This window comes from Sphingobium sp., from assembly GCF_003248505.1.
In the GTDB taxonomy this organism is placed as follows: Bacteria; Pseudomonadota; Alphaproteobacteria; order Sphingomonadales; family Sphingomonadaceae; genus Sphingobium.
The window spans coordinates 1-25,570 of record NZ_QFOA01000047.1; the positions used below are offsets into that span (position 1 = coordinate 1).

Sequence of the window (25,570 nt, forward strand, 5' to 3'; positions counted from 1 at the left end):
ATCGTCGGCACCGGTGAGTCGGGGGCGCATGGATTCTTCCAGCTATCCAGATGACATGTCATCACTCCTTTCAATCGCGCCACCACGGCGCACCGCGACGATCTCCATCGCCGCGATCCCGCCGCTGCCGAGCGCCGCCATGAACGCCTCTCGCGTGTCGAACGCCGAGCCCTGCCCCCACAGGCCGAGCCGACTCGTGTAGCAGAGATTTGCCGGGTCGGTGGCGCCGGTCGCGCTGTTGTAGAGGACGCACGCGCGCGGCAGCAGGTTCTGGAGGCGGACACCGGCCAAACCCTGCTCGGACCCTTTCTGGGTGCCGTATTGGGTGTCGGTGCCCGCGGCATTGGCGAGCTCATGGGCCTCGTCGAAGGCGATGACGCCATCAAAGTCTTCGCCAAGCCAGGCGAGGATCTGCTGCAGGCGGGATTGGGCGTCGTCGCGCTGTGAGCGGAGAGTCGCAAAAGTCAGGAAAAGGATGCCGGTGTCCATCGTGATCGGGGTGCCGAACGGGAAGGCATCAAGCGGCTGGATGTCGATCGCGAGCCCGCCAAGTGCGGACCAGTCACGGCGCGCATCTTCGATCAGGGCGCTGCTCTTCGAAATCCACACCGCCCGGCGCTGGCCGCGGCACCAGCGATCGAGAATGCAGGCCGCGATCTGCTGGCCCTTGCCGACACCCGTGCCGTCGCCGACCATGAATCCCATCCGGTAGCTGCGGCCGTCGGTATCAGGCGTGAGCAGCGTGCCCGCGGGGTTAGGCAGGTGACGCCCCGGCAAGTCGCGGGCGAAGGCTTGGCCAGCGTAGATTACGGTCTCAAGCTGGGCGTCCGACAAGGCGGACACGGCTCGCCGGGGCAACATCGGCCGATAGGTCGGCGCCGGCGGCAGGATGGACGACATCGCCACTGACTCGACGAGTTGATCGGGATGGGGATTCGGCGCGGCGAAGGCGAGACGAGACAGCCTCCAGGGCGCGTAGATGCCGATCTGGTCGCCGCTCGCTGGGGGCGTCGCCAGGATGTCATAAGCGAGAAGCTCGGGGTCACCCGCGATTGTCGGGACAAGCGGCGGCGCGATCGTCTTCATCGGTTCGACCCGCGAAAACAGGCCGCCCTTGCGCGGAGGCGCAGAAGGCACCGGCGCGACAGGGAGCGGAAGCATGGCGGGTGTCGGAGGCGTCGGATCCCCGTCATCGAGCCGGGGCGGAACCTGCAGGACGAGTGGCAGCGCCTCAGCCAGATCGGCGGCGACATGGCACGCGGTTTCGCCAGTCCAGCTCTTGTCGAACACCAGCAACCGGATCGAGATCGCGGTCCCGTGTTTGGCATAAGGCTGGCCGTGGATCGTGATCTCGAAGCGCGGGCGTACGACGGCGCTGACCGCCGCATAGCCCTTGGCCCCGGCGCCATCGCGGGCAAAAGCGGGCGACATCAGCGCGACACATCGCCCGCGGTGACCAAGACGCTGGAGCGCGGACCGCAGATGACGCGCGCCAGCGTGGCGATCGCGGCCGCGTGCCTCGCTGCGCGAGAAAGGCGGATTGATCAGCGCGACCGTCGGCCTGTCCGCAGGGTCGAGCAGGTCGTGGATGAATTCGGCATCGTAGCGGGTCACCGGCTGGCCGAAGAGCGATGAGAGGATATCAGCCCGGAGCGGATCGCGCTCGTTGAGCAGCAACCGAGCACCTATCTGGCGGGCATGAACCGCGAGCATCCCCGTCCCCGCCGAGGGTTCGAGCACGACGTCGGCCTGCGTGATCCGAGCCGCACAAGCCACGAGCCAGGACAGCTGGAGCGGGCTGGAGAATTGCTGAAGATCGACCTGGCGCTCACTGCGATAGCTCTGCGTCGGCAGGCGCCGCGACAGATGGTCGCGAGCCGCCATCGCCGCGGCGGGATCATCATGGTCGATAAGGCCGGCGACCGGGTCGAGCGCGAGTATGGTCTGGGCGGCTTCGAGCGCTTCATAGGCATCGCGCATCGACCAGTCGCCCGCAGCGTCGGACCCGCCGACATGCGCGCGCATCAGCGATCTGAGACACTGGCGCGAAACGCTCGCCCCGGTGGAGAGCTGGTCGGCGAGGATCCTGGCGATATGGAAGAGCTGGCCCGCCTTGGCGCATGGGTCAGTAGCCGCGGCGCAGGCGGCGAGAAGCGGATAGGTCATAAAGGATACTCCTGCAGGCTGAGCGAGAGCCCATGGCCCTCCCCGACGCCGCCACCCCCTTCCCTCCACCTTGCGAAGGGGTTCGGGCGCGGCGGGGCGCGATCGGTCGAAACGGGGCCGCAGCAGGTGCCGCAGCCCCGATCCTCAGCGGTCAGGCGGCTTCCGGCAATTCGACGGGTTCCTCCCGGTCCTGCTCGACTTCCTCGCCCCGCTGTCCCGTTTCCGGCTCGGCGACCGGCTCGGGCTGGGCCGGATCGGCGGAAGCATCAGCAGCCTCGAACAGGCTCGCGTCTCCGGGATCTTCCGCCGCGAACCGCATCGGACCCGGCAGCCACGCGACCGCGCGCTCCTTGGCTTCGGCCTCGGCGATGATCTGCCCAGCGAACAGCTTCTCCGCCGACGCCGCGAGATCGAACTTGCGCGAGGCGGCGTAGCGGGACTTCAGCTCGGAGCCGCCAATGGCGTCGAACAGCCCCAGGATCGCCGGTTTGGTAATGCGATCGAAGAAGTTGCGCGCGGTCGGCCGCCACCAGGCCTTCACGTCGATCCGAAGCTTCGCGCCGAGATGGTTGAGGAAGCCGCTGCCGGTCATGCCATCGGGAACCGCGTGCAGGGTGCGGGCGACCGCCCAGCCCAGCCATGCGGCGCGAGCGGCATCGTCGAGTGCGCAGAAGGCATCGTAGCGTTCCTCGATATCCTTGTGATCGAGCCAGCTGCGATCGAGCGCCTCGTCCAGCTTCGCCAAGGCCTGGGCGGCGGGCGTCTCGCTTTTGAAGCCGGACACCCGCGGCGAGGGCGCCTTGGCCCGCAGTTCGCTCGGCATCCCGCTCCAGCCCATGTGGCACGCATCGTCGACCATGATGAAGGTGCCAAGGTCGAGGGCGAAATGCGGGTCGCTGGCGACGTGCAGCGCAAGCAACTCGGTCTTCATCATCGCCAGCTCGTCCTTGAGCTTCTGGCTGTAGGTCTCGCCCTGGGGTGCGTCGGCGGTCTCTTGATCGAGGTCCGCTGCATCCGGGTCCGGGTCCTCGTCGCCATCAACGTCCTCGCCTTCGTCGACTTCGTCGGGGTCTTCCGAAGCAGCGACGAAAAGCTGCTCGTAGAGCCGAGGCTCGCCGTCCTGTCCGATCATGAGATAGGCGATCGCCGAGCACTTCTGATCGTCCGAGAGCATCACGCCGGTATCGAGGATAGCGCCGATCTCTTCCTCGAGCGTCTCGATCCGAGCTTCCTGTTCCTCGGTATAACCATCGGCCTCTTCGGCGACCCGTTCGATCTCGGCGAGTTCGGCCTCGATCTCCACCTGGCGCGCTTCTGCCTCGGGCGCGAGCGGCACTGGTTCGCCGTCGAGACGGGCGAGCCGGAAGGTCTCCGAATAAGGAATGCTGGTCGCCGACACGGTGCGAACTTCCGCGAAACCCTCGCGCTCGCGAAGCGCCGCGGCCGATCTGGCAAGGACCTCATCGACGAGCTTGTCCACGATATCGCCGTCCCGCCAGAGTTCGGTGGACGCATCGGTATATAGGTCGGCATCGATGCCGCCGCCGGCGGCAAGATAGGCGTCGCGGCCAATCAGCATCGCCTTGGGATCGCCGCCCTTGTAGGAGCCGCTTTCGACCGCCCGACGGATCTCGTTGGCATTATGCCGGTAATAGCCCTGCGACATCTGGGCGAACACCTTGGCCTGGCGATCGGTGTCGCTGGTGTGGGCGTAGGCGGTGGCAACGTCGATCGTGATCTCGCCGGTCCGCAGCGCATCGAAGACCGGTTCGGCGAGATCGGCGAGACGCAAACGCCCGAGGACGAAGCGTTCGGTCTTGCCGAACCGCTTGGCGACATCCGCCGGGGTCTTCTTCTCACGCTCGATGATCGCCTGGAAGCCGCGGCATTCGTCGGCGGGGTTCATCGCGAGATTGAAGTAATTCTCGGCCATGCTCATCTCGATCGCATCGCGGGCGTTCTTCACCGGCAGGACCGGCACCATGAAATCCTCGCCGAAAACGCCCTTGGCGATCAGATTGTGGATCCGCTCGAGACGGCGTCCGCCGCCGAAGATGCTGAAATGCCCCTTCTTGCGGGGCACTGCGACGCCGATCAGGTTCTGAAGGACGATGCCGCTCTCGCCGATATTGGCTTCGAGCTCGGCGTCGGCATCCGCGTCGCTTTGGGTGCGGACATTGTGCGGCGACTTGGAGCAGTCGAGCGCACGGACGTAAATGATGTTCGGGTTCATCGGGTTCACTCCATCGGCGGAGCCGCCTGACCATCAGGCCGCTAACCGCACCCGATCCCCCACCCCCTTCCCCTCCATCAGGAGGACGCGGTTCCAATCGTTCAGCCCATGCCAGGGCCATAAGGTATCGATCGTGCGACCGGCACGCGCATAGGCAATCCTGGCCTGCTGCTCGGCAAGGCGGCCCGCCGGATCGTTGTCGGGCAGAAGGATGAGCCGCTGCACGAAGTCGGGAATGGCGATGCGTGCTAGACGCTCGGCGCCGAGCGTCGCCCAGACCGGGATGCCGAGCAGGAGAGCAGCGGACTCCGCCGTCTCGACACCCTCGGCGATCCCGAGGCAGTTGCCGACCGGGTGGAGCCGGACTGAGCCGGAGAGCGGCCGACCCAGCGCGAGCTTCGGTTTCGATAAATCGGACGCCAGCATGGGCCGTTGAGGATCGAGGAACATCCGCTGGACGGCGACCACCAGGGATCGCTCCTGAATGGCAGCAACAAGCGCCGGGCGGAAGCGAACGGCCCGCTCTCGGCCCAGAGGTGCGCGAGGGTGGAAACGCAAGGCGGGCGACAGGTTGAGGATTCCACGGCTGGCGAGATAGGCAGCCGCCGGCGTACCCTCTATGGGTCGAGCCTCATTCCAAAGAGCGCGCGCCCGCTCGGCCATGACCATGTCGCGATCGGACGCCGCAGTCGAACTGGCCGCAGCGCCGACCGGCACGTCGAAATTCAGCCGTCGGATAGCGCGCAGGATCTCCACGCCGGTGCATCCGGCGAAGCATTTGAACAGCAGGCTGCGGTCTCCGACACGCACCGAGAGACTGGGCGTGCGATCGGCATGCGCTGGACAGCGACACATCCCGCCATTTGGCCGCCAGATGCCGCCGAGACGCGTGACCAGGTCGGAAGCGGCCACCTCGAGTTCGAGGTTCTGTGCGAATGCAGACATGTGATCGGTCCACCCTGCTGAAGAGAATATCCGACCGACTTACCCCCCTCCCTTCTTCGTCATGACGATTGACTGCGGCGCGGTGCGGCGCGCCGAGGTGCCGCCTTGGGTTGTCTTTGGATCGGCGCGCGGGCCACGGCCCAGCGGGGGAAGAGGACAAAGCTTACTGGAGGGTCGTGCCGGAACTCAGTGTGAGTGCGACGGCGTTGCGAATGATAAACCAGTCCGAAAACTGCTCCAGGTCTCCGGCGGCCATGGACTCGTCGATCCTGGCCTGAAGGAAGGCGCCCACCGCATCGCCATGCTGCGCGATCAACTCGCGGGCGATCATGAAGGCCCTGGCATCCTCGTCCCGATCCACGGCGAGGAGAATAGTATTGCCTGGCCATTGGCGCCATGTCCCAGACCAGAAATCAATCCGGAACCGGTACTAGTCGATTGGGCCCTCTTACCGGCGATGCGTGCAGCAGGCCTCGACTGGACTGTCTGCGAGAACCGAACAATGCCAAGGGAAATCGAAGCGGTGACCTCGGAAGCTGATGTCCCCAGCGTGCACATTGCCCGAAAGGAAACAGGCGGATGAATGATGGCCTCCCCATGCGCTGGGGTTTCATTTTCCACTCGGTTCGCAACTACATGTCCGACTTGGCCGAGCAGTGGCACAGCGACGACATCTATCTCTGGAAGAACGAGCCGGGCCACGTCTCGATCGAATTCACGTTCGCGTCGCCGCATTTCAACCGTGCCCGCGACATGTACGATCTCACCGATCGGGCAACCGCACTGAAGGCGGTCCTCGACGGCGCGATGATGCTTGGGGTCGGTCCCCGGGTAAGCGCCTACGAACCCTTTGCGCTCGGCGAGATCATCAATCTGAGGGATCATGTCAGACGGGACGGGCCAGGTCTCGGAAATGTGCTGGTCGAGCCATTCGATCCGCTATCGACCTTCCCGGTCGGCACCAAGATCATAACGCATGACCGCTACAACCCCGAAAATATGATCTTGCAGGCGCGGCAGGATCCGATCGCCCTGGGCGTGCTCAAGCATCTCGGCTTCAATGGTCCCGATTATCGCACCCTCTATGCCCTGTTGGACTGGATGGAATCCGAGGGCTGGAACGAGAAACGGGTTGCCGCTGTCACCGGTCAGGATGCTGAGGTGGTCAAGGCGTTCACGGGCACCGCGAACAACGCGACTATTCTCGGCCCGCTGGCGCGCCATGGCGAGAAACGCTGGCAGGTCCCAAAATCGATCATGACGCTCGAAGACGCGCAAGCGCTGATTCTCCCCGCGACGAAGGCGTTTCTCAGATCGCGGGCTGAAACGTTCGATGCGACGGGCGCGTGGCCCGTTTACGTCAGGCCCTCGAAGAAGGCACGCGCTGCAAAGGAGTGATGAGAACTCAAAGATCTTCGCCAAGGCTCGGCATGTCATCGAGGGAGGCCAGCGCAGCCATCGTTCATCCGATAGGATGCGGTTGGCCCCGGAAGCGCTGTCGACAATTCCCGACGCGAGCGATCATCGTAGCGGGGCCCGTTACCGAGTGGTTGTCGTTGCGACGCGATGCTTGCTCGTCTCAGTGTGACCTTAGATCGGGTCAAGTAGCAGGCACGTTGGCCTGCATTCTTCAGCAGAAGATGCTTTCGAGAGAATTCATCCAAAATGAACATATATCAGGCGCCACTGTTTGGGCGCAAGATATTACAATAACTGACGCTGATTAAGCGGATTCTTGTCGCTCCAGTACGGAGTAGACAGATGGCAGACCAATTCGATTTCAATGGGATGATTAGCGGCTTCCTCCTCGCCAAAGACGAGGCTGATCTACATAATCATCTAGACCGCTGCGCGCACGAGCTCGGCTTTAGGAAATTTGCCATGGGTCACCATGTTGACCTGAGCGGCCCTCCACAAGATGCCATTCGCGTCACCAACTATGATCCCGCGTGGATCGAGCGATCGCTCGGTGATGGCTATTTTGTCTATGACCCTGTGCATCAAGCGAGCACGAAGACTGCGATGGGTTTTTTGTGGTCGGACATTCCTGATATGATCCGATTGACCAAGGCCCAGAAGGCGGTTCTTGAAGCCGCGCGTCCTTATGGCCTGAGCGAAGGCTACACGATTCCGGTCCATGTCCCCGGCGAATATCGCGGCACCTGCTCGTTCGGTGCGGACTCGCTGGATGGTCTTCGGGCAAATGCGCTCCCCCTCGCAAACATGATCGGAACCTACGCGTTCGAGTGCGCGCGTCGAATCATGCGCTCGCGACGCGGCGGTTCCGACGGACCGCCGAATGTGCCCCAGCTGACTGACCGGCAGCGCGATTCCCTGGTGCTCGTCGCACGTGGCAAGGGCGACCCGGAGATCGGTACGCTCCTGGGTATCGCCGCGACGACCGCGCATGGGCATGTCGAGAATGTCCGCCGCGCCTATGGAAATGCCCAGCGTCCGTTGCTGGTGGCACGCGCCCTGTTCGACGGGCAGATCTCCTATTCGGAGGTGTTCGGACGCTGACAACCCTCTGATCAGTCTGTGGCGACCGTCGCGTTTATGAGCGAGCTGTCCTTCCGCTAAACAGCGGGAGAAGCTCAATGATCCAGTATTTCCCGGGGCATCGCGGTCCCGGCGCGTCGGCGGCGCTCGACAATATGCACCGTGATCGCAAGCGCGTCTTTGTCGACTTGCGGCGGTGGGAGGTGCCCGTGATCGACGGGCAGTTCGAAGTCGATCAGTTCGACAGCGAGCACGCCGTCTATCTGATCAGCGCCGGCGACGACGGGACGCACTATGGCTCGATCCGACTGCTGCCAACTGATCGGCCGCATATTCTCGGATCGCTCTTCCCGCACCTCTCCGACGGTCCAAGCCCGACCGGGCCTGACGTCTGGGAAATCACCCGCGGCTGTCTCTCACCCCGCCTTCGCGCTGCCGAGCGGCTTCGCGTTCGCAATCGGCTCACAACGGCGACGGTGCAGTATGCCCTTCTCCATGGCATCTCGCGCTTTGTCTGCGTGGCGGATTCTGGATGGCTCTCCCAAATTCTGTCGCTTGGCTGGAACTGCGAGCCGCTGGGCGAGCCCCAGCTGATCGCCGGCGCTACCACCGGTGCGTTGCAGATCCACATTTCCGCCCGGACCATAGAGCAACTCCGCGAAGCCGGCAGCTATGCGCCCGTTCGTCTGCAGCTTGGCGGCGGCGCGACGCCGCTCGCGGCGTAAGGAGGCGGCGATGCTCATCGAGCCAATCCTCGGCCGGAGGAATGCCGACATCGCGCGCTGGGTGGAGGCTCTGTCCGCAGATGGGTACTGCATCATTCCTGATGCGGCCCCGCCGGCTGCGGTCGCCGCCCTGGCTGCCGACATGAACCCCGAGTTCGAAAGGACTCCGCACGCAACCGGACCATTTTACGGCGAATGGACAAAACGCTTTCATGGGTTGCTACGGCGCTCTTTGCACATGGACGGGTTCGTTCGGAACGAGCTTGTCCTGGGGATCGTCGAGAATATCCTCGGCCCCGCGTGCGACAGCATCCAGCTCAACCTGACACAGGCGATCGAGGTCCTCCCCGGCGGGCTGGTCCAACCTCCGCACCGCGACCAGGACATGTGGCCCGTCCGCACATCCGGTGTCGAATATCTGGTCAATGTGATGTGGCCGTTCACGCCGTATACGGCCGCCAATGGGGCGACGCGCGTCTGGCCTGGAAGCCATCTGCGGCAGGACGAGATCCTGATCGACCCGGCGGAAGCCGTCGCTGCCGAAATGGAGCCAGGGGCCGCCTTGCTGTTCCTCGGGTCTACGCTCCATGGCGGCGGCGCGAACCGGACCATGGCGTCGAGGCGCGGCATGATCGTCAGTTACAGCCTGGGCTGGCTGAAGCCGTACGAGTTGCCTTGGCTTGCCTACCCCCCGGAGGTCGCCCGCACCTTCCCTGCCCCTCTGGCCGAGCTGGCGGGGTACCGGGCGCACCGCCCCAACCTCGGGACCTTCGAGGGTCGCTGTCCATCGACCCTGCTGGGCGGACCACCGACCGGCGCACTCGGGGCGGTCGATGCCCTGAGGCCCGATCAGGAGGCGCTGATCGAGCAGTTCCATGCCGGACTGTTGCCGGCGGGGCTGCGCCTGTCCGGGGGAATGTGAGCCGTGGTAAACGAGCTCCACGGCGTTGGCCCAACGTTAGACCGGCGCGCCATGGTTCGCTGGGCGGCTCGGGCACACTGCCTGCTCAGCGCTCGGTTCGGCGAAGATCTGTTCTCCATGCCGGCGCTGAACATGCTGTTCGACCTCTATGTGAGCGAGATCCGGCAACCGAGGTCGCTCAGCAACCTTTGTGCCGCGTCAAAGGCCCCGGCGCGAACCGCGCTAAGAATGATTAACCGACTGGTCGAGCGGGATCAGCTCATGCGGATTCCCGATCCGAGAGATCAGCGCCGCGTGAACGTAGATCTGTCGCCCAACGGCAGGCAGCAACTCGATGCATATTTCGACGCCTTGCTCGAGTTGCTGGGCGAAACCGAACTGAACAGCGATCCGCCTTGAGTCCCATTCAGCAACTCGTGCGACGCAAGACACGGCTCTGGATCAAAGACTTGCATCCAAAACGGAGTTAATACACATTTGCGATGCAGATGGCAGCGAGGCTGGTCGCCAACTGCAGGGTAGACCTGACCAATTATCTAGAAGCGCTGATCCATGGTGGTTTGGCGCGCGCTTTGGACCAACTACGCCAGCCCGTCTGGATGGATCCACTGTGCCCTTTTTACCGACAATCCATAGTGACGCCGCTCGCCCGGCGCTGCTGAATAACCTTGTTTGACGAAACGGGGCGACCGGGAGATGGCGCAGACAAACGCTCCCCCGAGCCGGAAGGAATCGATCGCGTGCAGCTCGAGGCGGTTTACCGCACGGAGGCCCCTCGCCTCAGACGCCTCCTCGGTCGCAAGGTCTGGATAGAGGATGAGCGAGACGACCTCGTCCAGGAGGCATTCGCGCGCCTTGCCTCGGCGAGGTCGGGCGCCGCGTCGCAGAACCCTGGCGCGTACCTTCACGGGATCGTCCGCCATCTGTTGGCGGACCGTGTCCGGAAGTGGGCGCGAGCGCGAAGTATCCGGCGTATGCTCGAGACTGCGCCTGGTCCGGAGGCGCTCTCTCCCGAGACGGCTGCCGAAATAAATCAGATGCGAGAGCGATATCGCGCCGCGGTCGACACTCTGCCACCGAGGACACATGAGGTGTATATGCTGCATCGTGCAGAGGAACTGGAATATAAGTTGATCGCCGAACTGCTCGGCATCAGCATCCGCACAGTGGAATGGCATATGGCTCAGGCACTCATCCGGATCAGCAAGAGCTTTGACGCCGATGGATGACAAGCACGTGCCGAGCGAGGCTCCCCGGCAGGATCAGTTACTTGAGGAAGGCTCCTTCTGGTTCGCGCGGATGCGCGGTCCGGACGCCGAAATGCACCGCGCGCAATTCGATGCCTGGCTCGCGCGCGGAGCGGCACATCTTGGTGCCTATAATCGCGCCGGCGAGATTTTCGCATTGGGCAAATTCCTGGCGGAGTCGCCCAACGCCGAAGCCAGCGAGGCACGTGCGTCGGCTTACGGCGGGTCGTCATGGTGGAAAGGCTTCGTGTGGCTGGCGCTGGTGGTCGTCACCGTCGGCACCGGAGCCTGGATCAAGCGCGACGCGCTAATCGACGCGTTCGGATACGCACCCGAGATCGCCGCGGAGCAAGCACCTACACTCCGCCCCGGCATCGCGCTGGCGACGCGGGTCGGAGAACGTCGCAGTTTCACCTTGGCCGATGGATCGAAGGTGACGCTTGATCCGGACAGCCAGCTCCTGGCAGCCTTAGGGACCGAGCGACGCGAGCTAAGCCTCAAGCGCGGCCGGGCCCGGTTCGATGTGGCTCACGAGTCCCGTCCGTTCGTCGTCTTCGCTGGCGGCGGCAGCGTAACGGCGCGAGGCACGATCTTCGATGTGATCGTCGGCAAGAGCGATGCCGTGACAGTGCGCCTGCTTCGGGGCGCGGTCGACGTCGTTCGACCGGCGACCTCCCGCGACGCCAAGCCCGCGGTGGCCCGTCTGGCACCCGGGGAAGAGTTCAGTTTCGGAGAAACCGGCGTGCCTGATCTTGGCGCGTCAACGAAGACTTCCGGCGCGACGGCACCCGAGCCATCACCGGCCGCTCTCGCGGCCAGGGAGTACAGCATGGCACCATTGTCCGCTGTGATCGCCGAGACCAACAAGGGATCGGGGTTGCTGATCAGGGCTGCCGACCCTGCCATCGGCGCCCTAAAGGTATCCGGGCGTTTCCGGATCGATGACCCCGAGCGCGTCGCAGAGCGCCTGGCAACCTTGTTCGATCTGGAGATCGATCGGAGCCACAGTGATGAAATTGTGCTCCGGTCTCAATGACAATCGGGTGAAAGATATTGTAGGGACGACCCCGTAGTTCGCGCCCTTGCGGCGATATCCCCCTCAAACCCTCGCCAAAATGGCGAGATCGAGAAGGGGGAAAATCATGGGATTTGTGCGGGACGGGGTTCGAATTCGACTGCTTGCTGCTGCGGCGATCACTGCATTGGCGATCGCCACGCCGGTCAGAGCACAGGAAGGTCAACGACGTGAATATAACGTCGAGGCCCAGAACCTTGGTGACGCGCTACGGACTGTAAGTCGCCTCTCGGGTCGTGAGGTCATCTTCACCGCGGAGGCGGTCGAGGGCAAAAATGCCCCTCGCCTCCGCGGAACTTACACGCCGGACGACGCAGTGCGTGCATTGCTCGAGGGCAGCGGCCTGACGGCGGAATTCCGGAAGGATGTTGTCCTCATCCGGGGGCGATCGGAGGCGCCGGGCGAGGTAGCGAACGACCCGGCAGCACAGAGCGAGATCCTTGTTACAGGGTCGCGCATCCGCGGCGCGCAGTCGGCCTCGCCGGTCATCTCGATCTCGCGAGACGAAATCGAGTCTGCAGGCCAGCGAAATATCACGGATGTTCTGGCCGCGATTCCACAGAATTTCACTGGCGGTCAGAATCCGGGTGTCGGTCAGGGTGTCGGAGGTAGCAACAACACAAGTTCTGCGACCAGTTTCAATTTACGTGGCGCTGGACCGGACGCGACTCTCACGCTCCTCAACGGACACCGGATAGCCTATAACGCACAATACCAAGCGATCGACGTCTCTTCGATCCCTTTCAGTGCGATCGAACGGATCGAGATTGTCCCCGATGGATCCTCCGCGCTTTATGGCTCTGATGCTGTAGCGGGCGTTGCCAATGTCATTCTGAGACCGGACTATGATGGCCTTCTCACCGACGTGAAGCTGAGTGGGTCGACAGACGGCGGTGCCGAGACCCAGCAATATGGCGTTCTCGCGGGAGCCACCTGGGCCTCCGGGGGTTTCATGGTCGCGTATGAGTTCGAACGCAGCACGGCGATTTATGGCCGCGACCGGAGTTACGCCAAAGCGCCCTCTCCGGGACTGACGCTCTATCCCTCTCTCAAGCATCATAATGCTGCGGTAAGCGGCCACCTCAGTATCACGAGCAATCTGAATTTTCGCGTTGATGGCCTTTATAACAAGCGCTGGAGCGATCGATATTCGCCGGTAGATAGCCGAGCAGACTATCTGCTAAACGGCATCCACATTGCGACAGACACCGAAGCCTTCGCGATTGCTCCGAGCCTCGAGCTTAAAATGCCAAACCGTTGGCAAGCGACCCTGTCGGGCAGCTACGCGCAGGACCATAGCCGTTTCAACCAAGAACAGTTTCTGAACGGTAGCCTTAGAGCTGGCACTTACATCTGCTATTGCAACACCGCGGGCACGGTTGAGATCAACGCTGATGGCCCGCTCTTCACATTACCCGGGGGCGACGCGAAAGTTGCGATCGGAGCAGGCTATCGAGCCAACCATTTCCAAGAAACACGGCAAAAGATCCACGCCTCGCAGGAAATTTCGTATGGCTTTGGGGAGCTCAGTCTTCCGCTGATCGCTCCGGACGTCGGCATACCGCTGGTGCGGCGCCTTACTGTCACGGCCGCCGTTCGCTTCGAGAAACCGTCGCAAGGCGACGGTGTTGCAACGCCAAAGCTTGGATTGGTCTACTCGCCAACGTCGGGTTTTGAGGTGCGCGGTACATGGGGACGGTCATTCCGAACGCCAACACTGTTCCAGCAGTATCAGTCCAAGGTCGTCGCCTTGTTCACGGCAGCGAGCCGAGGAGGATCCAACTATCCGTCTGGATCAACGGTCCTGCTTCTCCAAGGTGGGAGCCCCGACCTGAAACCTGAGAAAGCGTCGACCTGGTCGACGTCCGTCGCGCTCGATCCGTCTTGGCTTCCCGGGCTTCACCTAGAGGCCACCTACTTTGATATCGATTACTCCAGCCGGATCGTCGCGCCAGTCGGACAGGCCGCGAGAGCGTTGTCAAATCCCGCCTATGCAGATCTGATTACCTTCAGTCCCAGCGCGTCGGATATCGCGGACGTGCTGGCGGGCGGCACACCCGTAAATACGACGCCGACGCCGTTCGATCCCTCGAAGGTCGTTGCGATCATTCACAACCAAAATTTGAACGTTGCGAGTCAGACCCTTAGCGGCGTCGATGTTAGCGGGACGTACCGCTTCTCTTTAGCTGACGACAGTACGGTGACGCTTTCGCTGGCAGGGAGCTACTTAGACAGCAAAAGAAGGCTAAGCGCCCTACAGCCCGAGCTGCCTCTGGCCGGGGTGGTCTTCAACCCACCGCATCTTCGAGCCAGAGCCGGCGCGGTCTGGCGGGCCGGGCCATCTACCCTTGCGGCATACGCAAATTACATTTCGGGCGTCGAAGATACGAGGGTCGTTCCTACCAATCGGGTCGAGGGCATGACGACGGTCGATATCTCGGGTCGCCATTCTTTCACCCGCGGCCCGCGTCTTCTGAGAGGCCTCACCGTCTCCGTCACCATTCAGAACCTGTTTAACGTCAAGCCGGACACGATTGTGCAGCAATCGCTTGTCGCGGAGAGCCCGTACGACTCCACGAATTACTCCCCTTTGGGCCGGGTCGTCGCTTTCAGTCTATCCAAGTCCTGGTAAGCGCGATGCCAACGAAGAGTTGCGCCATGCGCAGACGGACTTTATCCTCGGTAGGTCGCCTGCGGGCGGTGGCAGTGGCCGGTCTCATCGCCTGTGGCGCGGTCGGAGCGCCGGAAGTTGCCGCCCAGAGTGGTAACGCGCCGACGCTGACAGATATCGTTGAGGCACGTTCGATCGACAGTCTTGTCCTCTCGCCGGACGGACAGCGGCTAGCCTTTCGTGTGATCGAGCGTTCCGTCGCCCGGAATAGCACGACAGCGCAATGGTACTGGGTCCCCATGGGAGAGCCGGCTGCTCCGGTGGCGCTCGGTTCTCCCACCGAACCTATGTGGGTACCCCTGTTCGATTTCATCGAGAATGGTGACGCGCAGTGGGATCCTGGGTCTACGACGCTGTATGTGAGGCAGGCGGGACGCCATGGCATACAAGTCCACCGGCTCGGGCCCCAAGGCGCCGATCGAACCGTCACCGAAGATCCGGCCGACGTAGTCAGCTTCTCCATCTCGGACGATGGAAAGACCATCTCCTACAAGACACGCAACACGCGAGAGGCCATTGCGAACGCCGCCATTCTTGAACAAAGAATGGGCATTCATCTCGACCGGACACTGGTCACCGACGGCCTTCCGCTGATCAACAACTTCCGCATAGGCGGCTCCATGGCCTCTTTGCGGAGAAGCGGTCCGTCAGAAGTGCTGCCCGGCCACTCCGGCGCACTTGCGACCAAATCGGTTGCGATCCCGGGCCGTGATCCTGTCCAAGACCGACCCGCCAAAGCGTCCGTCGACCAAAGGTCAGTTTACACGAGCCTGAGTGCGGAGACGGGCCTCGGTTTCAAGTTGGCTTCTCAACGGACTGCCGTTTCACTCGAAACAGTCGGGGCGATGTCCAAGCTCCTGCCCGTTCCCAAATACGAGCTCACGGCTACCTCCGAGGCCGGAGTCAAAAGCCCCTGCCGCGAAGTGTTCTGCGTCGGATTTTCTTACGCCCTCCGACAGGTCGTCCCAAACGAATCGAACGGCGAGATAGTTGTGCTTTATGAGGCTGACGAGGCCGGTCGTTCCGTTCTCTACGGCTGGAACCCTCTCACCGGCCGCAGTCGGACGATCTACGATCACCGAACGGCGCTGGACGGTGGATCTTCGTACGCTGGATCTCCGTGCCGTCGAAGCGGCAGATACCTGGCTTGTGTCGAGGCGGGTCCAACCCAGCCGCCCGAACTGGTGCGCATCGACATGGAAACCGGCGAGCGCGTGACGCTTTCCGATCCAAATCGATCGCTGGCACGCAAGGCTTTTGCCGCCGCGGAGTTGCTCTCCTGGACAGATGAAAGTGGAAGGCCTGCCAATGGAGTGCTCATGCGCCCGAAAGGTGCCTCGACACGGCATCCTCTGGTCATAACAACCTATCGTTGCCGCGGCTTCCTGCAGGGGGGAACGGGAAGCGTGGTTCCCGAGCATATCCTTGTGCAGCGAGGGATAGCTACGCTCTGCGTTAACACGCGAAGCGAGAATATTGCCGAGCGTGGTCCGGACGGGCACGAAATCCTCCTTGGGGTCCACAAGGCTTCCATCGAGTCCTATCGCTCTGCCATCAATCTTCTGTCGAGGTCCGGCGTCATAGACCCAGCTAAGGTCGGAATCTCAGGACATAGCTACAGCAGCAATGTTGTCGCCTATGCTCTGAGCAACACCAATCTCTTTGCGGCGGCGACACTGGGCACCGGCGTTACGATCGACCCTAACACCTATTATCTTACCGCGCCCGTGCCCGACAGCTGGCGGAAATCTGTACTGCGTTCGATGGCGCTGCCGGAGCCAACAAAGGACACGTCGAAGGTCTGGAACCATATCTCCCCGTCCCTAAACGCAGGCAAGATCACCGCGCCGGTGCTCTTCCTGCCACCGGAAAACGAGTATCTTTTCGGGTTACAGCTCTACACCTCGCTGCGCGATGCGGGCGGAATTGCTGACATGTACATCTTCCCGGGCGAAGGTCACTCCGCCGGGCGTGAACCCATGCATCGCTACTGGCGGTATCGGCGCGCACTCGATTGGTTCGCCTTCTGGCTCACTCAGCGGGAATACGCTTCCCCGGACACGGTCGATCAGTATCGCGGATGGAGGGAGTTGCGGGAGGCTCGGAATGTTACAGGCCACCTGTCGACCCAGTCGCCTGAGAAGGGGGTCTCGACCAGGATCCAGCCCAGACCTCCACATCAACCAGACTCATGATGCGCCTAATCTTCCCGGTCATTTCCGCTCGGGGATCGTCAATCGCGCGAACAACCGCATCGCGATCGATAATGTCTTGTCGCGCAAGCAGCCCATCGGCCAACAACTCTCTAATAAAGCGGCGGTTCGCTGCAAAGAGCTCGTAGAGGAAACTGCCAGGGCTCCCCTTCAATTGTCGTGTTATCAGCTCCGGGGGCAACCGATCGGCGAAGGCACCGCGAGCTGGCGCACGGTTGATTCCGCCAGAGCACCAAAGCCAGGTCGGGATACGCAGACAAAGCTCGATGATTGGCTGCGACATCAGCGGCGCTAGGTTCGGATAACTCAGCTCGCGCTCGAAACCCTCGAGATGATTCTGGATACCGATTATCTGGGCGATATGAGCGGCTTTGCCTGGGAGGGTGCCTGGTGGGCAAAACAGGTGGGGATGCGAGCCGACGCTTTCGCCCGCGTCAATGCAATTGCCCGTCAGGAAGGTCTGATCACGCGGCCACCGGAATTGCGCATCCCGAAACCACGCCCGACGGAACCCCAGTGCAAGAAGCAATGGCACGCCATGATCGGAGAGACGGCTAATGTCGCGAGCGCTCTGCCACAGACCTTTGATTGAGCTTCCCCTCAGAAGACGATCCGCGAGCGGCGCCACCGATTGGAGAGCGCAAAAGACGTTGTCGCCGCCGGCTCCGGAAAAGAACGCATCGGCCCCGGTCCGGCGAGCCAGGTCGATGAATTTGCGGTTCCCCGCCTGAGCGAACGCGCGCGCCACGGGACGCGGGAGGTGAGCCGCTGCCGACACACTGAGGTCGACTTCCCCAATGTCCTCGATAGACTCCGTGAGTGTTGCTTCGAATGCGCCCGCCACTAGTCGAGCATATGTTCGTTCATCGCCGCTTGGATCCTTGGTGGCCAGTGTCAGGCAACTCAAAGGTACGCCGGCGCTGTGCACGCACGCAGCGACAATCGATGAGTCCAGCCCTCCCGACACGCCGATCGCAATGTGTCGAAACTCCCTAGCCCACTCGGCGACGCACATCTCGACAGTGCGGCGCAGCTCCTGCCGAGCAACACGCGCGTCACAGATTTCGGAGCTTCGCGGGGTAAAATCCCAAGGGTTCCACGCCTGCTTCAGCTCGATTCCCTGCGGCCCTGCAACAAGGGCCTCTCCCCCGAGCAGCTCGGTCACGCCGATCAGCGATGTCCGGGCAGAGCGATGATGATCAGCTAACAGGTGGGCGCTGATGGCCACCCAATCGACCTGGGGGGAAAGAAACCCAGACCTGATGAGAAGCTCGATATCCGATGCGACGACGACGACGCCTTTTCCCAACACATAGTAGCAAGGCAGGAATCCAGATGGGTCGCGGAGGATCGTTAGTGTCTTGCCGGCGGGATCGGAGAGGAAGGCAACGTAACCGCCCCAATAGCGCGACAGCAAATTTTCGACGGGGTCATGGGATGGATCGTGGTCCGGTGGTCCAACTTGCTGGACCGCGCCCCGCCTGCCGTCGCGTCGGAAAAGAGTTCCAACGACAAAGCCTTTGCCGCGCTCGAACGTAATGGTCTGGCAATTCGCCAAGAAGAAGCACGCATCGCCGACGAAACCAATTTCAGCCAGTTCTGGGCATTTGGCGGCGACAGCGGCGCACAGCGATCGATCCAGCGCCGGTGCTCCGGACGAGGCTATCAGGGCCAGATAGCGTTTCGGCATCAGATGACCATGATAGGTGTGAAGAGTCTGACATGTTCCAGACGATCGCTCAAAATTGCGCCGCCTTGTTGCACCCAGCAGTGGGCGACAAATGGTCGGACAGCGACGCCGAAAACGAGGTCAGCGGAAACTCCTCGGCTGAGCAGGCGGTCCATGATTGCCAAGGAATAGGGCAGGCAGCGATTGTGCGAGGCGACGACCTTGCCGAGCGCCCGGAACGCCATTGCGGTTGCGGCGCGCACCTCAGATCCATCGGGCCTGCATGAGGACGCAAGCGCACGCTTCCTATCTTCAATAGTGGTCAGAATGGTCGAAAGGTTTGACACTCGAAGGCCGCGTGTGGCGCGGAACAGCGACGCCGCGGCGTTGGCTCTGCCCCATACGCTCGTCGGTTCGTCGCGGTCCCACAGACTCGCGCTGGGGGGGGCATCGTAGCTGCATGCAGCAATAGGTGCTCCCAATCGATCGTGTTGGATTATCCCGGCGTCGATCAGTTCGGTTGTGCTGCTGGATGCGTGATTAGGCACGGACCCGCAGAGAAGACCAAGGAATGATGCCTCCTTTTCGCCAGCGAGAGCGAAGTAGCGGTCCCTGTTCCGGTCGAGGAAGATGGGCCGGTCTCCCGCAATACAGAAGTACACCCCTGCCCTCAGCGTATAATCCATTGGTCATCCACCCTAGAAGAAGCGGCGCGCGGGCATCCCGCGCGCCGCCAAGTAAGGCAGTCAGTCGGCAGCGAGGCCGGTGCCGAGGAATCCGCCCTGCGAGTCGATTTCGGGCTGGACGGCCCCCTTCGTCTCGCCGCTCACGGCGCCGAGTTCGATCACGTCGTTCTGCTGTTCGTCATTGCGATGCATGACACGCTCCTCTTGATCCGCCGCGACTATTCACGGCAATCCAAAGTTAGCGCGGCCGGGATTACTCCGGACCCATAGATATCTGGACAATCTGGCGTGATATCCGAGCAGTTTGGCTTTGCCAGGACCGACCGTTGCCCCGGCCCCGCCGGAAAGCGCTTAAATCTGCGGCTTAACCGCTTGAAGAGTGATCGGCCTGATCATGGATAACGTCTTGTTGATGGACGATTCTCCGCTCGTGATAGCTCTCTATGCGTCGATGGATGCTCTTATGGACATCAACAACTTCCGAATTCATCATCGTGCGGAGCTCTTTGGCGGCATCGGCGACGTTTGCGGCGCCATCGACTCGCGGATAGAATAGCCTCTCGTTGATCTGCCCTATCGTCGCAGCTGCCTCCGGATTCCCGGTTGCCGCCGCAAGTGCCAGGAATATCGATCCGGTCAGCTTGGCGATATCAACCGGCGTATCCCCGATTTCGTCTGGTGAAAACTGGGCCAAGGTCTGACTGAGGACAGACCTCTTTATTCGCTGGGTCAGGCATAATAGCAGATGCGCATTCCAGGCGTAGAGGTGTATCAATTCCTGCGGCGTCGCGAGGGCCACCCGGAAGCCGCCAGCGCTGTCGGGCTCTAACAGGCGCTCTCCCATGAGACGACATGCCGCCTCCCGGACGGGCGTTTTGCTCGATCCGTGACGGTCCGCGATATCCGAGATGTCGAGCCTCTCGCCCGCATGATAGCGGCCGGCCAGATATTCCGCCTTCAAGGCCCGATAGACGCGCTCCTGAGTAATCGGGTCGAGCGCCGCCATCAGCTGGCTCCGGCCGCCATCGACGGCGAGCGCCACCTGGGTGTGAGCGCATTGGTCAGCTGACTCAGATTCCGCTCTGCGATGACCTCGATGCAGAGGCGCTCGAGATCACAGAGGTCGCCGCCACCGAGTTGCTTTGGAAAGCACATACGCTGGCCTGCGAACAACAGGGGTATGAGAATGTGGCCCGACGAAAGACCGAGTTGGTATGTGCAGCGCAAATGGTCGTCGAGCTTGGACTTGGGATTCCCGGACTCGATCTCCCGCAGCCAGCGCACTCCCATGCCGAGATCGCGCGCCAGTTCGCGTTGTGTTATGCCAACCCTCTTTCGTGCTTCCTCGATCTGCCGTCCGGACTGTTCCTTGACGTACGAAAGCGGTCCTTCAGCAACGGAAGCCGCGCATTCTAGCGACATTTCCGCGTCTCCTTATACGGGAGATACCGCCCGCCAAGGCCATTCCGACGAACCAAAGCTAGGTGTGCATACCACCAGTGTCAAACGGAACTGCGTGCCAATTTGGCCAAGTTTTTGCTTGTAGGTAACTGAAACTGGGCGGCAATTCCGAGCATCGCCGTCTCCTCCCTCCGCCGCATATTGGGCGATGCCTCTGGAAGCCCGCCGGCTCGCGCGATAGAGCCAGCGTCGTCACCATCTCGAACCGGCGTACTTTCCGAGCCGGGACGATCGTGATGCGTTACGCCCCACTCTGCGAGATTATCGCCAGCAGCATCGACCTCTTCTGACCCCATTTTAGGGAGGTGCACCGGCGCCGTGCCTCCTTATCATTCGCTCTCGATCGGGGCGGGCGCAGCAAGCGGCGCCAGCGCAGTATAATAGACCCACGCCCGCGCGAGCTGCATCGAGAGTGGGTCACGGAATACGATCTTTTGCCATCGGCCGCGCATCTGCTCGATCGCAAGCTCCGTCCCCTTTGGGGCCTTCAGCACGATCGCGGCGTCACCGGCGGGCTCGCTTCGAAATGTCGCATCCCGCGTCAAATATGCCCTTGGCAGCCCAGCCAGGAACGCTTCCTCCGATTGCGCCGCCGCCTCATGATATTGGCGCTGTTCAGCCTGCGACCTGTCGAATTTTTCGTTCAACTCACTGAAAGCCGCTTTCTCCTGCGGCCCCATCGTTTTCTCCTGCGGGATCAGCGCGTAGGCGCCAAGAAGTGTCAGGATGAAGCTGACGAACCCGACCAGCCCCATGCGCTGAAGCTCGGGAACGGTATTAGGACCAAGTCCCTGGAAAAAGCTTGTTACGAGGTCGAATAGCGAGCCTTGAAGGCGAGTGCTCTCCTCGTCCGTCTCGGCCGTGGCGATAGCTTCCGCAACGCGCTGCATCTCGATAACCGTGCGCGCGGCGAAGGCAGTCATCGTTTCGCGGACATCGTCGCTCGCGCGCAATGTCATCGTGTCGATCACCAGCATTCGCTCGGCGATCGCGCTGAACGTTGCGAACCGCGGCAGCGCCTCGGCAATCATGCGCCTGTAACTGTCGCCGGCGCTCGCCGCCGCAATCGCCGACGCCACCAGCGACTTGTTCGCGTCAAACGCCCGCACCGTGTCGAGCAGCGATGTCCCTAAATGACGTTGTTGCTCGACCAAGCCTCGATTCTGGTCGGCAATCTTGCGCGCAGTCTCACTCACTGACAGCGCCCAGGCGTTCGTCGCGAGACTCTCGAAGGCCTTCTCGCTCGATCGCTCGCGCTCGAGTGTGTCGAGAATCCCGCGATAGGGAGCGGCGAAATCAACGCCGCGCATCAATTCCCTGGCCTTTGTCGCCTGAGTGACCGCGTCGATGATCGTGCTGCCGCCAAGCGCGTGACGATAGAGCTCCGCGCGTCGACGTTCTTCACGCATAAAGCGGTCGGCGGCGCTCTCGGGAAGTCCGAAGGGATTGTTCATCATGACCCTTTTTGTCAGATAGACACGACCTGCGCGACCAACATTTGGCCAACCACCGGCAACCGCGAAGGGGTCGATCGACGCACCTCGGCGCGATCGAGCTTCGCACCGTCCAGTCCGTCAGCCCGCCTTGCCACCGTGCGCTGAATGGCTGGCGGGCAGTTTAGCGCGCTCGAACGCGGCCAGCAGCGCAGCGTGGTCCGCCTGGGCCATTTGCTGGAGCGCCAGGATGTAAATGATGCCCAGAGACGGTGGCTCTCCATCCGGCATCGCTGATTGCGTTCTAGCCGCGATCCGCGATGCAACATCCCAAAGGCGGTGCGGTGCCCCGACATGATGTTCCTCGGTGCCGCTAAGCGGTGAAGCCCGCAGCGCGACCAATGCCTCGACGATCGCCTTCACCGGAATTGTGTCGAGATGGTTCACCGCGACATGGAGCGTGGTCCCCCAGGCGATCAGGGACCGCGTGGTCCGGATCAGATGGCAGTGCGAGTCGATAAGCACGTCCATCCCTGCCGGCGACAACCGGAGTTTGAAGGTTCTCGTTGCCCTGCCCATTCGCCAGCTACCTCCTTCCCGATAGCAATTTTCGCCGATTAGAGAGCGGAAACGGGCGGCTCCCTACTCCGGCGCTTATCGAAGCGGCAATGAAGTGCCGCTCGGGATCGTTTTACGTCCTTCCGATCATTTGATGGTTTCGATCCTCCAAATCATGGACTTACAAGCTTTCTTTCGCCGCTTCGGCACTTCAGTGCCCTGCCTATTGCGAGCATTTCACGACAGCTTCATTGCTCGCTTCGCACCAGATCGGTGGTCACCAGCGAAGCCCGGTACGGCCCGCAGCCAGACGATCGGCACCTGAAAACCTGAACTGAAGCGCGGTTTCGCGCCACGAGGAGACACGTCTCATGACGAACGCACGCCCCTTGTCCGGGCTCGGTGTGATCCTGGCGATCACCCTGGCTACGACCGGCGCCCATGCACAGCAATATCGGCCCGACGCCGAGGGCTATCCCTGCACCGCCAGGGATCGCCTGACGATCATCCAGGACGATCAGGGCTATTCGATCCGCAGCCAGCCTGTCGCGGCTCAGGTGACGAAAGAGGCGTCGGCGACCGGGATCGCGATCGGGAAGGCACTACGCCTCGACGCCAAGATCTTCGGTCTTGTCGACCAGGCTAAAGCGGAGGCGTCCCATGCGCCGCGCCGCTGAACTGCTCTCCGCCGCGCTGCTGTTCACCGGCACCCCAGCCCTCTCGCAGGAAGCGCCGGAGGGTCCCCAGTCGGAACCGCTAACCCTCGCGGCTGCGGAGGCTCAACAGCAGCTGCGCCAGACCTTCACCAACCTCAGTTTCGAGGATTTCGGACCGGCGCCTGTGAAGGGTCCTCTCTACCAGGCAACAGCCGGCGGCCGCATCATCTATTTCGCTCCGGAAAGCGGGCATCTCCTGTTCGCGGCCGTCTACGACAAGAACGGCCTCAACGTTACCGCGATGGCGCAGGACGAAAGTGCCAGAAAGCGGGTCGGCGCCATTGATCCAGCCGGGGCGCTCGTTATCGGCCCGGCGGGCGCGCCGCAGGTCATCGAGTTCACCGATCCCGACTGCCCCTATTGCCATGCCCTTGACCGGTTCTGGGCGGCAAAGTCCGCGGAGGGCAAGGCCGTCCAGCGGCTGATCTATTTCGTGAGCGGGATCCATCCGGAAGCCGCCGCCAAAGCCGAACATATCCTGTGTTCGGCAGACAAGGTCGCGGCCTTCAAGGCGATCTATGCGGGCGCCCGACCGACCACGTTGCTCAAATGCGAAGCCGGGCGCGAGAAAGTCGCCAAGGACGCGATGACCGTCAGGAAGATGGGCGTGTCGGGGACCCCGACGCTGTTCGTCGATGGCAAGCTGATCTCCGGATTCCAGCAGGCCGAGCTCGAGGCGTTCCTCGAGCAGAAGCAGGGGCAAGCCAATGGCCACCCCTGATCCACGAGCCGTGACCGCGCGCGAGCGTGCTCCACTCAATCTGGCGGGCCTCATCCGCGCCCCGCGCCAGCGCTCAGCCGAGCGCGCGCCGGGCTACGAGAGGGCCGGGATGCCGGCGGTCGCGCTCCTCCGGAGCCGTCCAGCGTCGCCGTCGGCCGACAACGATTCCCATCGGTGCCGGCAGGCATGTGTTTGGACGGCTCCGCACCCAAGGAGACCATCAATGCTCAAGATGCTTCGGGGCCGGACGTTCCGCACGATCGACGCGGCCGTCCTGATCCTGCTCGCCGCACTCGCGGGGACGACCATGGCCCACGCCTTCACCGCTCCCGCGGCGGGCGATCTCGGTTACGATATCTACGACATTGTCGTGAACCAGGGCGTCAAGGGCCCGCTCGGTTTCGTCGCGGGCGTCGCCGCCTTCCTGTTCGGCGTCAGTCGCCTGTTCAGCAACATCATGATCGGCATTCCGACGATCGTGGCTGCCGTCTGCCTGATCAAGGCGGACAGCATCCTCCAGACCTTCGGCATGGTGATCTGACGCATCGGCGTGCGGGCCGGCGCGACCGGTCCAGCACGCCTTCCGGGACGGGGGGTGATGGTCATTCCCCGGAAGTCACGCTGACGGCGTGATGAAGCAAGGGAGAAGGGCGTTGGACGAACGTCTTCCACAGTTCCTGCATCGGCCGGTCCAGATCCTCTGGTTCGATAGCCAGGAATTCATTGTGGTCATGTCGACCATCTTCGTCGCCGTCATCGTCGGCGGAATGATCGGCTGGGCGCTCCTCGGTGTCCTTCTCCTCTTCATCCCCTGGAAGCGCAGCAAGCCGCGCGGGTTCATCCCGCACCTCGCCTGGCGCTGGGGGCTCCTCAAATTCCGCAACTATCCGGGTCCGACCCAGACCCGCTTCTTCGAGTAGCGAACATGCCCCACCCCTCCAGACGCAAACAGGCAGCCGACATGATCGGCGACGTGCGCCCGAGCTGGCACCTGCACCGGTATCTGCAGGGCTCGGCGAACCTGTTCGAAGAGAACCGGCTGCTCAAGTTCGCGATTGCCGGCCTGTTCGGCATCACGGCGGTGCTGGGCGCGGTCGTCTACACCTCGAACCAGAATGCGCGGACGGTGATCGTCCCGTTCGGTGCGAGCGGCGATCTGTACGTCACCGGCAACAAGCCTTCGGCGACCTACCTGCGTACGATCACGCGCAACATCGTCAGCATGGCGGGGACCTATTCATCCTATTCCGCCGACCGCCAATTCCAGGAGCTGCTGAGCCTCGTCCATCCGAGCGCCTTCAACGGCCTGCGCGACAGCCTCAACCGGCTGCTCGACGAGCTCAACAGCAATTCGACGCTCTCGATCGCCACCTACATCCGCTCCGATCTGCCGGTGACGTACACCGACAATGAGATCGTCGTGCCCGTGGAGAAAGTCCGGGTGATCGGCGGCGTGATCCGCAAGTTCCGCGGCAATCTGCGCATTCGCTACGCGATCGACAATGGCCGCTTCTGGCTGACCGCCCTTCAGGAGGAGAATGGCATGAAAGAAACCAGCTCCAATAGATCGGAGTCACTACTGCCATGACCGACGTTGCAGCGATATCGGCGCCGTGCATCCTCATCCCAC

The 25,570-nt window shown here is 62.5% G+C and carries 25 protein-coding genes; 14 read left to right on the plus strand and 11 right to left on the minus strand.

The annotated features are described in order from the left end of the window. Window positions 1-42: 42 nt before the first annotated feature. The 4 genes from DI606_RS13575 to DI606_RS13590 all read right to left on the minus strand — a co-directional run bounded on the left by DI606_RS13575 (window position 43) and on the right by DI606_RS13590 (window position 5,675). Complete coding sequence (locus DI606_RS13575) at window positions 43-1,980, minus strand: strawberry notch-like NTP hydrolase domain-containing protein (protein WP_293983949.1); 1,938 nt, start codon at window positions 1,978-1,980, stop codon at window positions 43-45. A gap of 337 nt (window positions 1,981-2,317) precedes the next feature. After that, entirely contained in the window at window positions 2,318-4,399 is a 2,082-nt protein-coding gene (locus DI606_RS13580; RefSeq protein WP_168845447.1) for a ParB/RepB/Spo0J family partition protein, read from the minus strand. A 33-nt stretch (window positions 4,400-4,432) separates the two neighbouring features. Further along, the gene (locus DI606_RS13585) at window positions 4,433-5,344 is read right to left on the minus strand and encodes a toprim domain-containing protein (protein ID WP_168845448.1); all 912 of its coding nucleotides are present in this window, start codon (window positions 5,342-5,344) and stop codon (window positions 4,433-4,435) included. 163 nt (window positions 5,345-5,507) lie between these two features. Beyond that, on the minus strand, window positions 5,508-5,675 hold the full coding sequence (locus DI606_RS13590) for a hypothetical protein (RefSeq protein WP_293983955.1): 168 nt from the start codon (window positions 5,673-5,675) through the stop codon (window positions 5,508-5,510). Window positions 5,676-5,923: 248 nt separating this feature from the next. Between DI606_RS13590 and DI606_RS13595 the strand changes: the two genes are divergently transcribed. The 9 genes from DI606_RS13595 to DI606_RS13635 all read left to right on the plus strand — a co-directional run bounded on the left by DI606_RS13595 (window position 5,924) and on the right by DI606_RS13635 (window position 16,678). Then, on the plus strand, window positions 5,924-6,742 hold the full coding sequence (locus DI606_RS13595) for a hypothetical protein (RefSeq protein ID WP_168845450.1): 819 nt from the start codon (window positions 5,924-5,926) through the stop codon (window positions 6,740-6,742). Window positions 6,743-7,105: 363 nt separating this feature from the next. After that, window positions 7,106-7,864: an autoinducer binding domain-containing protein gene (locus DI606_RS13600; protein ID WP_168845451.1), complete on the plus strand. Its 759-nt coding sequence runs from the start codon at window positions 7,106-7,108 to the stop codon at window positions 7,862-7,864. Window positions 7,865-7,941: 77 nt separating this feature from the next. Next, window positions 7,942-8,568 carry an acyl-homoserine-lactone synthase gene (locus DI606_RS13605; RefSeq protein ID WP_168845452.1) on the plus strand — a complete coding sequence of 209 codons (627 nt, stop codon included), beginning with the start codon at window positions 7,942-7,944 and terminating at the stop codon, window positions 8,566-8,568. 10 nt (window positions 8,569-8,578) lie between these two features. After that, window positions 8,579-9,490, plus strand: coding sequence for a phytanoyl-CoA dioxygenase family protein (locus tag DI606_RS13610; RefSeq protein ID WP_168845453.1), 912 nt, complete (start codon window positions 8,579-8,581; stop codon window positions 9,488-9,490). A gap of 51 nt (window positions 9,491-9,541) precedes the next feature. Further along, entirely contained in the window at window positions 9,542-9,889 is a 348-nt protein-coding gene (locus DI606_RS13615; protein ID WP_168845454.1) for a winged helix DNA-binding protein, read from the plus strand. A 341-nt stretch (window positions 9,890-10,230) separates the two neighbouring features. Continuing rightward, window positions 10,231-10,719 carry an RNA polymerase sigma factor gene (locus DI606_RS13620; RefSeq protein ID WP_293983986.1) on the plus strand — a complete coding sequence of 163 codons (489 nt, stop codon included), beginning with the start codon at window positions 10,231-10,233 and terminating at the stop codon, window positions 10,717-10,719. Next, on the plus strand, window positions 10,712-11,773 hold the full coding sequence (locus tag DI606_RS13625; protein WP_293983963.1) for a FecR family protein: 1,062 nt from the start codon (window positions 10,712-10,714) through the stop codon (window positions 11,771-11,773). Before DI606_RS13620 ends, DI606_RS13625 begins: the two co-directional genes overlap by 8 nt. Window positions 11,774-11,879: 106 nt before the next feature. Further along, the gene (locus DI606_RS13630) at window positions 11,880-14,444 is read left to right on the plus strand and encodes a TonB-dependent receptor (protein ID WP_168845456.1); all 2,565 of its coding nucleotides are present in this window, start codon (window positions 11,880-11,882) and stop codon (window positions 14,442-14,444) included. A gap of 74 nt (window positions 14,445-14,518) precedes the next feature. Continuing rightward, window positions 14,519-16,678 (plus strand): Atxe2 family lasso peptide isopeptidase, encoded by a 2,160-nt coding sequence (locus tag DI606_RS13635; RefSeq protein ID WP_293983967.1) that lies wholly within the window; start codon window positions 14,519-14,521, stop codon window positions 16,676-16,678. Here DI606_RS13635 and DI606_RS13640 read toward each other — a convergent pair. The 7 genes from DI606_RS13640 to DI606_RS13670 form a co-directional block, all read right to left on the minus strand. Next, window positions 16,593-18,386 (minus strand): asparagine synthase, encoded by a 1,794-nt coding sequence (locus DI606_RS13640; RefSeq protein WP_168847396.1) that lies wholly within the window; start codon window positions 18,384-18,386, stop codon window positions 16,593-16,595. The genes DI606_RS13635 and DI606_RS13640 overlap by 86 nt on opposite strands. Then, window positions 18,386-19,051, minus strand: coding sequence for a lasso peptide biosynthesis B2 protein (locus tag DI606_RS13645; protein ID WP_168847395.1), 666 nt, complete (start codon window positions 19,049-19,051; stop codon window positions 18,386-18,388). The genes DI606_RS13640 and DI606_RS13645 overlap by 1 nt, the downstream gene beginning before the upstream one ends. Before the next feature lie 60 nt (window positions 19,052-19,111). After that, window positions 19,112-19,243: a hypothetical protein gene (locus tag DI606_RS13650; protein ID WP_282098063.1), complete on the minus strand. Its 132-nt coding sequence runs from the start codon at window positions 19,241-19,243 to the stop codon at window positions 19,112-19,114. 172 nt (window positions 19,244-19,415) lie between these two features. Then, the gene (locus DI606_RS13655; protein WP_168847394.1) at window positions 19,416-20,057 is read right to left on the minus strand and encodes a GntR family transcriptional regulator; all 642 of its coding nucleotides are present in this window, start codon (window positions 20,055-20,057) and stop codon (window positions 19,416-19,418) included. Then, window positions 20,057-20,473 carry a helix-turn-helix domain-containing protein gene (locus tag DI606_RS13660; RefSeq protein ID WP_168847393.1) on the minus strand — a complete coding sequence of 139 codons (417 nt, stop codon included), beginning with the start codon at window positions 20,471-20,473 and terminating at the stop codon, window positions 20,057-20,059. Before DI606_RS13660 ends, DI606_RS13655 begins: the two co-directional genes overlap by 1 nt. Before the next feature lie 368 nt (window positions 20,474-20,841). Next, a complete protein-coding gene (locus DI606_RS13665) occupies window positions 20,842-21,969 on the minus strand; it encodes a hypothetical protein (RefSeq protein ID WP_168847392.1) in 1,128 nt (375 codons plus the stop codon). Between the two features lie 117 nt (window positions 21,970-22,086). Next, the gene (locus tag DI606_RS13670) at window positions 22,087-22,470 is read right to left on the minus strand and encodes a hypothetical protein (protein WP_293983978.1); all 384 of its coding nucleotides are present in this window, start codon (window positions 22,468-22,470) and stop codon (window positions 22,087-22,089) included. Between the two features lie 404 nt (window positions 22,471-22,874). On the opposite strand from DI606_RS13670, the gene DI606_RS13675 reads away from it, so the two are divergent. From DI606_RS13675 to DI606_RS13695, 5 genes are all read left to right on the plus strand, one after another. Next, complete coding sequence (locus DI606_RS13675) at window positions 22,875-23,180, plus strand: hypothetical protein (RefSeq protein ID WP_168847390.1); 306 nt, start codon at window positions 22,875-22,877, stop codon at window positions 23,178-23,180. Continuing rightward, complete coding sequence (locus DI606_RS13680; RefSeq protein ID WP_168847389.1) at window positions 23,164-23,940, plus strand: DsbC family protein; 777 nt, start codon at window positions 23,164-23,166, stop codon at window positions 23,938-23,940. Before DI606_RS13675 ends, DI606_RS13680 begins: the two co-directional genes overlap by 17 nt. A 223-nt stretch (window positions 23,941-24,163) precedes the next feature. Continuing rightward, window positions 24,164-24,481: a hypothetical protein gene (locus tag DI606_RS13685; protein WP_168847388.1), complete on the plus strand. Its 318-nt coding sequence runs from the start codon at window positions 24,164-24,166 to the stop codon at window positions 24,479-24,481. Window positions 24,482-24,593: 112 nt separating this feature from the next. Beyond that, a complete protein-coding gene (locus DI606_RS13690; protein WP_119749732.1) occupies window positions 24,594-24,860 on the plus strand; it encodes a type IV conjugative transfer system protein TraL in 267 nt (88 codons plus the stop codon). Window positions 24,861-24,901: 41 nt separating this feature from the next. After that, window positions 24,902-25,528: a TraE/TraK family type IV conjugative transfer system protein gene (locus tag DI606_RS13695; RefSeq protein ID WP_293983984.1), complete on the plus strand. Its 627-nt coding sequence runs from the start codon at window positions 24,902-24,904 to the stop codon at window positions 25,526-25,528. Window positions 25,529-25,570: the final 42 nt, after the last annotated feature.